The organism is Paraglaciecola hydrolytica, assembly GCF_001565895.1.
Taxonomy (GTDB): Bacteria; Pseudomonadota; Gammaproteobacteria; order Enterobacterales; family Alteromonadaceae; genus Paraglaciecola; species Paraglaciecola hydrolytica.
The window spans coordinates 227,707-234,770 of sequence record NZ_LSNE01000020.1 but is presented as its reverse complement, the minus strand read 5'-3'; the positions used below and the strand labels follow the sequence as shown (position 1 = coordinate 234,770).

Annotated in this window: 6 protein-coding genes; all 6 read right to left on the bottom strand. The window is 43.3% G+C overall.

The genetic code is table 11. The features are described 5' to 3' along the window. A partial coding sequence (locus AX660_RS22575) for a CHAT domain-containing protein (protein WP_131811861.1) occupies positions 1-906 on the bottom strand: 906 nt, incomplete at its 3' end. Then, positions 903-2,972 (bottom strand): caspase family protein, encoded by a 2,070-nt coding sequence (locus tag AX660_RS22570; protein WP_068382414.1) that lies wholly within the window; start codon positions 2,970-2,972, stop codon positions 903-905. The genes AX660_RS22575 and AX660_RS22570, both read right to left, overlap by 4 nt. A 308-nt stretch (positions 2,973-3,280) precedes the next feature. Further along, positions 3,281-4,279: a cytochrome d ubiquinol oxidase subunit II gene (gene cydB / locus AX660_RS22565; protein ID WP_068382412.1), complete on the bottom strand. Its 999-nt coding sequence runs from the start codon at positions 4,277-4,279 to the stop codon at positions 3,281-3,283. After that, on the bottom strand, positions 4,276-5,661 hold the full coding sequence (locus AX660_RS22560; RefSeq protein ID WP_068382410.1) for a cytochrome ubiquinol oxidase subunit I: 1,386 nt from the start codon (positions 5,659-5,661) through the stop codon (positions 4,276-4,278). Before AX660_RS22560 ends, cydB begins: the two co-directional genes overlap by 4 nt. A gap of 33 nt (positions 5,662-5,694) precedes the next feature. Then, a complete protein-coding gene (locus AX660_RS22555; RefSeq protein ID WP_068382408.1) occupies positions 5,695-6,249 on the bottom strand; it encodes a GbsR/MarR family transcriptional regulator in 555 nt (184 codons plus the stop codon). Positions 6,250-6,508: 259 nt separating this feature from the next. Next, entirely contained in the window at positions 6,509-6,886 is a 378-nt protein-coding gene (locus tag AX660_RS22550; RefSeq protein ID WP_068382406.1) for a TonB-dependent receptor, read from the bottom strand. Positions 6,887-7,064: the final 178 nt, after the last annotated feature.

The window sequence follows — 7,064 nt, the reverse complement described above, 5'->3', positions numbered from 1 at the left end:
CGTTTGTGCGCTGCTAACGTCGGTATTTTTATTTGTGCATATAGGGCAGTAAACACTATTTTGTGGTGTTTGTGAGCTGCGAATGCCGCAGTGAGTGCAAGCCAGTACATGAACTGTTCGTGTGCGTGAGCGATAATCAATAGGCAGTGCTTCGCCATCAAGATTTTTTATACTGCCCTGAGAATTTGCCAACTGGGTTTGCCAGCTTTCACGCGCATGGGGTAGACGCCATTGTTTGAGATCGGCTTCGGCATCAGGGCGTGTATAGAGTGTCCACTCAAACTCATAATTTTGTGGTTCTGTTTCTTCTTCTGCAAAACTAAAGTTAGGCTGACGGGTTATTTTAAGTGGGTGCTCGCCAGAGGTGCTAAACTTGGCCTCAATATAATTTTGCGCAGAGTCAAAGGCTTCATAGATACTTTGCCCACTGGCCAGTGCTGCATAAAATGCCGTAGATAAGCAGGTGGCTTTGCTATCATTGATTTTAACGGCAGTGGCAATGACCGCTGGCACACCAGCTTTATGCAGCAATTTCACCTGATCTTTGGTCGCACAGCCGTTAAGGAAAACCAGTTTCAAACTGCGTTGTTGGCCTAAAAGTCCTGCGATACCCCCAGCGCCCGCTGAACCGTCTGCGCCTGTAGCCGCACCTTCCAATTGCAACATAGAGCCATCGGCATGACCTGCATAGTGAAAAATCACAATCTGGCCATCGTAAACTAGTAAGTCGTTGTAGAGTTCATCAACCTGAGCGCTTTCCTCACGGTGAATAGCTAAGACATGGTCTTGTTCGAGTCCTTGTAAACTGCGGAATATATTTCGACTTTCATCCTTTAAGGCATTCAGATGATTATCAAAGTCGTTGGCAAAAGCCAAAAAAACAATGGGAAGTGGGGCAGTCTTCATGAGTTACTGGTTCTTCTTAGGATAAAACTCCGAGTGACGGCATCCCAATCGTCGTGGTGTACGTCAACAGCACTGCGCTCTGCTAACTCTGCACTGCTATTTGGGTTTAGTTGATCGGTAGTGCGCAAACCGGCGTCCTTGCCAAGAAAGGCTGAGTCAAAAGCACTTAAGTTGGATTGTGAGCCGCTACTGGAGCGTAAACCCTGTTGGTTGAGCCAACTAAAATCAGTCTCAGTGCTAGAGAAAATGACTTTGCATGACTCGCTGCCGATATCGCCATAATAATCTTTGCTCAGCGAGGCGGTGAGCTTATTGTTGCCCAAACCAATCCGAATGGTTTTGCCTGGGCTAAGTTCTTCACTTGTTTTGCGATGGGGATAAAAATGACTAATTTCTCGATCAGCGCTGATCCACAAAATACTAAAAAATACCGTTTTAGCTGCCTCGTTATTTTTAAGTTCAAGCACCATGGCTTGGTTTTCCAAAAATTCAGTACTTCCGCCATTGGCCAACACCAGGTTGCCGTCGGTAGTTTGTTTGAACAAATTAAATTCAACATTCAGTGTTGTGGCGGGGTTATCTAACAGTAGCACATTTCGAAACTTAGCAATTTTCTCGAGGTTATCTAGTAACACTCTGACTACACCTGGCTCAGCCACGGCATGCAAGGGCATGGCCAATACGTTATCGGCTTCAAAAAATGCCCAGGTGTCCTGGCTAATAAGTGGCTGTTGTTGATGCAGTTGTGCGCTTAATGTTGGCGGTAATACCGTGCCACTGGTAATAACGCAGGCAAGTATGTGTGCGTCATCGGGCGTGGCAGCCACAGCTATTAATTTTGACTGACTGATGCCCCTTGTAATATTTTGCTTATAGGTGTCGGCCAGTTGGCTAATATCAATTTGCAATAAATCAGGGGCGTAGGCTGCTTGCACTTCGACACATCGTGCGCCTATGAGCAATGGGGCAGTACTTTCTTGCAGCAAAGCTGTTGAACTTAATGCTCCCACAGCAGTGACTTGAAGTGAGCCTAACGCTTGATTGCTGCTAGCCTGTTTGCTGCCAGGTGGATAAATATTCCAAACTGAACCTTTACGCAAACCATGGGCCGCTCCACCGCCCAGAGTAATTTGCTGACCATCGATATTGGTTATTGGAATAAATGCTAAGGGCTCGATGTCTTTGACGCCAAAAAGTTCTCGATCAAGTGCCCCTTCGATTTGTGGATGTTGTTCAGAAACATCCGCGACCACATTCGCACAGGCCAATTCGAATACATCGCGATAGGTAGTTCCTGGTTTGGCTCGCAGCAGTGCACGACTGAGATAGTATGTTAAAACCCCGTGTTTAGTGTTTTGCCCATCCTGGCTAAAGTATTTTTCTTTGGATTTTTGTGTATCTCTGCAACCCGACATCACCACATAGTTATCACTTAAGTTTAACCAGCCGCCTGCGCTTGGCTTTTGTAACAAAGTTGCGTTGGTATTCAGGTTGGTATTGGATCGCAAGCTTGGCGTACTTCTGGCTATGGGGGCACTTTTTGCTAAAAGACGCGCTTCAGTTGGCAAACTGCGGGTTGTTGCTTTGTCTGTACTGCGTGTCATGGTGCCTGAATGACAGGCGTCAAAAATGAGAGTGGAGTAAGGCGTTTTTTGCGCGATGCGCTGCAGCCATTCGTTGATCTGATAGTCTCGAATTTCCCGCCAAATATCGCCTTCTGCTGAGGGCTCTGCATCATCACATGGCAAAATGCAGTTATCTTTACCACTGCCTTCATCAGTAAACTCTGTTTTAATTTTGCATTGATGCCCGTGTCCACTGTAATGAAAAACCAAGATATCGTCTTTCGCTATAATATTTGCTAGACCTTCCATTTCAGCGAGGATGTTATCTCGTGTTGCTGCCTCATCAAAAAGACTGATGATATTATGTGCTGCAAAATTGAATTTATTGATGAGGATATTCTGGATGAGCTTGGCATCGTTTACACATCCATGTAATTGATACTTATCTGGCATGAAAAGGTATTTGTTAATACCAATAAGCAATGCATATTTTTTAGGCATTTTTACATCCCGGTAAATAATCGCCACTATGGTTTCATAATAGCTTCTAAAAACTGAATTTAACGCACTAGCATTAACTTAAGTTAATACTCTTCTTGCCTAGTATGTCATCTGCAAAACAGCAATAAATGGTTTTATTATAGGGATGGTTTAGGACGTTTTCTTAATAGTTGTTCAACTACTTAAGAATGATACAAAAGACAGTAAATGGTCAAGTGATTAATTATTATGCAATTTTTAGTTCTGCATAACAGGACTTGCTCAGTAACAAGTCCTAGTAATGGGCGGGGTGCTCAGTGAAAGCGTGTTTAGTAGTAGCGTAAATGCTCGACCTTGCCCCAAAATACCCGATACGAAAATGCGGTATAAGCCAAGATACAGGGAATTACGATTAGTGCGCCTATTAAAATAAAACGCAACGAACCTGCTGCACTGGCTGCTTGCCAAATGGTAAGTTGCTGTGGCACTACCCAAGGGAAAAAGCTAAAAGCTAAGCCGCTAAAACAGCACATAAACAACACCAAGGTGATCACAAATGGCAGCCAGCAGCCACTATCATCTTTTAAGGGCAAGCGGTTTAATACGGCATTACCGATAAACAACAGTACAAAACTAATAAAGGGGATGATGGCCATAAAATAGGCGTAGGGTGCTGTGGTCCAGCGTTCCAAAACAAAGGGATTGATCAAGGGGTTAACCACACATACTGCGATAATACCTGCACAAGCAATCTTGCCAAATAGCTTAGCCCAGCGAATGGCATTCAACTGTAATTCGCCCTCGGTTTTCATGATTAACCATGCACTGCCAATTAAGGCGTAGGCACAGGTCACACCAAAGGCGCTTAAAATGGCAAAAGCATGGGCACTGATAGTTGATTCAAAACCCATCACATACATGCCCAACATATAGCCCTGTGCGGCTGATGAGATAATTGAGCCGGCTTTAAATACTTTGTCCCACGTACGTTTGTGATCAAGGTGGACTTTAGCGCGAAAGTCAAAGGCTACCCCCCGCAATATCAAACCAATTAGTAATACAAAAGCGGGTAGATACAGTTCTTTTAAGACCAGATTGTAAGCTTCTGGGAAGGCAATTAATAACAAACCGACAGCCAGCACCAACCAGGTTTCATTGGCATCCCAAAAGGGCCCAATCGAAGCAATCATTTGGTCACTATGTTCAGTATTATCAAGTGGTAGTAACACACCAACGCCTAAATCGTAACCATCAAGAATGGCATACACTATGATGGCTAAAGCCATTAAACCGGCAAAAATGACGGGTAAATTGTGATCAGCTATCATGAGTTTTTCTGCTCTGTAGTTTGGGTTTCACGGTTAAGTTTGAAATCTTTCTGAGTTTCACGTTCTTCGAGTTTTATTTCTTCAATCAACACCGAGTTACGCGCCATTCTGAACAAGGTTTTTATATAGGCTGTGAGCAAGATGGCATAAACTAAAAGATAACCAATTAAACTGAATAATACGTTGCCTGATGGAATAGTGGTGACAGCATCAGCGGTTTTTAGTATGCCACTCACTAAATAAGGCTGGCGGCCAATTTCGGTCACATACCAACCCGCAATTGTCGCTAGCCAGCCAGAAAAGGTCATTATTACCAAGGCTTTAAGCAATAAGGGCGGTAGGTTTTGATTGCGCAGCAGTTTAAAACTGACTAGCCAAGAAATCAGCAGCATCAATACCCCTGTCACTAACATGATACGAAAGGCATAAAACACCGGAGCAACGGGAGGATGTTTGCCTTCAAACTCATTGAGGCCTTTGACCTCGCCCAGTAACTCATGAGTCAAGATTAAACTCGCACCATTGGGGATAGCAATTTCGAGATGATTAGTTCGTTGTTTTTCATCAGGCACAGCAAAAAGGACTAGGGGTAAACCTTGTTTGGTTTCCCAAGCGGCTTCCATGGCCGCTACTTTTTGTGGTTGATGCTCTAAGGTATTTAAACCGTGCTGGTCGCCCACTAGGATCTGAATAGGGATTAAGATAGCTGCGACAAAAACAGCTGATTTTAACGCTAGTTTTGGTGCTTTTTTATCGTCACCACGTTTGATGCGATAGGCCGAGATCCCCGTAATCAAAAATGCCGCAGTCAGCCCAGATGCCAACAATACGTGGGTGAGGCGATAGGGCATGGACGGGTTAAAAACAATGGCCCACCAATTTACTGCATAAGCAACACCGTCGCGCATTTCAAAACCCGCAGGTGTATGCATCCACGAATTGAGAGCGATGATCCAAAATGCGGATAGGGTAGTCCCAATCGCCACAATCAGGGTTGCTAGTGTATGCACCCAAGGGGGAACTCGATTGATGCCAAATAGCATAATGCCTAAAAAGGTTGCTTCGAGGAAAAATGCGGTGAGAACTTCGTAACCTAATAAGGGCCCTGCAATATTGCCCACTGTGGCCATAAAACCAGGCCAGTTAGTGCCAAACTGAAACGACATGGTAATGCCAGTAACCACGCCAAGGGCAAAGGTCAGCGCGAATATTTTGACCCAAAAACGATAGATTCGCATCCATACTGGATGACCTGACAAGTTAAAACGCAGTTTGAAGTAGAACAAAAACCATCCCAACGCAATAGTGATGCTGGGAAACAGTATGTGAAAACTAATGTTGGCAGCAAACTGTAAACGGGAGAGTAACAGTACATCCTCCATAATATCCTCAGTAAAAATCGTTAAAATTAAGTGTTAACTGTTAGATGGTTTGGCGAGTAGTTTGTCTTTCAAATCAAGCACTTTGCCAACCCCCGAGCCTAGTTTCATTAAGGTACTGAGTTTGTCGGGGCCAAGACGTTGTAACTCAGTCGACCACTTGCTGATCCCTTCAAGTAAATCATGGATTTCTTGTAGTTTTACTTGGGCGTGTTGCTCAGCTCCATTGGCAGGTTTATCTAATAGTATGTCGCGTAGCAGAGTCAAAGTGGGGTCCATTTCGCGTTTGCGACGTTCTTCAAATACCCGATTGGCCATTTCCCAAATACTGCCACAGGCTTGAAAATACTCTTTACGCTCGCCCGGTTTGTGTTGCAATTGCACTAAACGCCAAGCCTGTAGCTCTTTTAAACCCATACTTACATTGCCACGAGATATACGCAGCGCATCGGCAATGTCATTAGCTGTGATCGGCTCTTCACTGATCACAAGTAACGCCACAATTTGCCCAACGGTACGATTAAATCCCCAACGACTGCCCATTTCACCAAAGTGCATAATAAAAGATTCGAGCATAGGAGTGAGTTGCATTTAATTAATCTTCTGAAGTTTCAGTAATTTCTGAAAGTTTAAATATTGCTAGAATAAAGTCAATATAAATATTATTTGAAAACTTAAACAAAAGGAGAATGTTTGCGCTAACTCTTTTATGTTTAATAGCGATAAGGTTGGTACGCAGTGTTTTAAAAAATTAAAGAATACAGCTGATAAACCGAGAGTAATTTATTGGAAATAAAGCAGTGAGGAACAACACAGCCCGGCAATAAACTACCAGGCTGTGAGCAGCGTATTAATTCTTTGGTTTACTTTTAATAAACAAGATTTTCATTAGTAACATGCTAATCAAAACTGATAAGGTTGAGATACCCAGTATAGGGCCCAGTAGACTTTCAGGGGCAAAGCCACCAAACAACAAAAACAAGGAAATAAGCATCACAAAAGTGCCTATTTGATGGGTGTAAAACTGAATGGTCGATAGTTTTGAAGGTGAAGCCGCTAGCCATAGTTTATAACAAACAGCATAGATAAAGGATACAACTAAACCCACTAACATGATGTGGGCGTGAGTGACCACTTGAGCATGGTTTTTTGAGTGGGCCATGTAAATGCCCATTAGCAGTCCAACTAAGCCATAACCCAAAGCTGTCATTACATATTTTCTGTCCATTGTAGCTCCTCAAAAAGTGACTATAGTGATTGTTTTTAGTGTCTAAAACTTTTTTTTACGGCAAATACTATAATCCCATTTTTGACTTCTGCCTATCTTAAAACGAGACTAGTGAATAGCTGAGCATAGGTAGGCTTTGAGAGGTTTTGACTGGAATAAATCAAGAGAGTCACTGCTT